We start from the raw sequence: 1,397 nt of genomic DNA, 5'->3' as shown, positions 1-1,397 counted from the left end.
GGGTCAACACCAAAACCAATGGTTGATATTGATAGGTAAATATGGTAATGGTGCTAAATAAATGAAAAACATCTGCCTCCCTGTTATTCTTTAAGTTACCAGACTAAAAGAAAACGAGGTTAGACAGATGCCCTTACAGTATATCAATGAACTCTTAGATTTACCAGAAGTAAAAATTGTCAACGTAGAAATAGAAAAAGACCATGCCATTATTGAACTTACACCAGTCGATCACACTCAGGTTTGTCCGTATTGCCATTCAACATCTGTTATTCGAAATGGAACTCCTTATAAACGAGATGTGCGTCATCTAGCTGCTTTTGATAAATCTGTTGACTTGCGTATCCCCGCCATTTGTCTAGCTTGTAAGGATTGTGGTGCAACTTTTACCTGGGAGTATTCTTTTGTTGAGCCCAAAAAACGGTATACGAAAGTGTTTTCTGACTATCTCGCGCGCCAAACATATGGAGCGACGGTCGCTCATACATCCATGGAAGAACAAGTTCCCTATTCTACTATGGAGCGAATTTTCAAGAGTAATCTTCAGGATAAAAGTGAGGAGATACAAGAGTGGGTTTATCAAGAGGCAGTTGAACGGGAAGGTTTAGTTCTTGGGATCGATGACTTTGCAATTCGCAAAGGGCACACGTACAATACAGGGCTTCACGACCTTAAAGGAGGGCGTTTCCTTGATATAATTCCTGGTCGCACCGGTGATGAACTGCGGGATTACGCCGAAAATCACACCTTGTTCAAACTGCTTAATCCGGTTGCTATTGTGATGGATTTGGCCAAAGCGTATCATACCTTTTGTAAAGAATGGTTCCCTAAAGCCATTCGAATTGCCGACAGATTTCATGTGAATCGCTATGTGACAGAGGCTCTTCAGGATGTACGTCGAATGGTTCAAAAAGATTTATCTTCTCAAGCCAAAAAGAAAATAAAGTCAAAAGCCCGCCTTCTTAACAAGCGAGCAGAAGACCTGACGGAAGAAGAACGCACCACTGTTCAGGAAATCCTTAGTTATGACGTTAGATTAGCAGCCACTTATGAATGGAAGGAAAATTTTATCACATGGTACGATTGTGCTCCAGATGTGAGGATAGCGAAAATCTGGTTTGAACGCTGGTACAACGAAGGAAAGTCTATTGGAATCGATGTGGTGGATGAATGTTTGAAGACGATGTCGAACTGGAAAGAAGAAATCATCAACTATCATCGTCTTCGCTATACAAATGCAGCTGTGGAAGGACGGAATAACCGAATTAAAGCTCTTCAACGGAGACTTTATTTTACACGTAATCAGTCTATTTATAAGGAACGTATTCTAGTTGAGTGCAACCGTGAATTAGCATAGTTGCACCTAGTGTGTCAACCATTGATTTTGGTGAAGAGCC

General features: G+C 41.0%; 1 protein-coding gene. It reads left to right on the top strand.

The genetic code is table 11. The features are described from left to right. The first annotated feature begins 127 nt into the window (after window positions 1–127). Window positions 128–1,357, top strand: a complete 1,230-nt coding sequence (locus ABRT01_RS18220) for an ISL3 family transposase (RefSeq protein WP_336253577.1) — start codon at window positions 128–130, stop codon at window positions 1,355–1,357. Window positions 1,358–1,397: the final 40 nt, after the last annotated feature.

It is taken from the genome of Lentibacillus sp. L22, assembly GCF_040812445.1.
Lineage (GTDB): Bacteria > Bacillota > Bacilli > Bacillales > Amphibacillaceae > Lentibacillus_C > Lentibacillus_C daqui.
This window is presented reverse-complemented; position numbering and strand designations above follow the sequence as displayed.

Excerpts from the sequence above, each read along its gene's own strand:
- ABRT01_RS18220 (WP_336253577.1), top strand. The coding sequence starts at position 128 with ATGCCCTTACAGTATATCAATGAACTCTTAGATTTACCAGAAGTAAAA.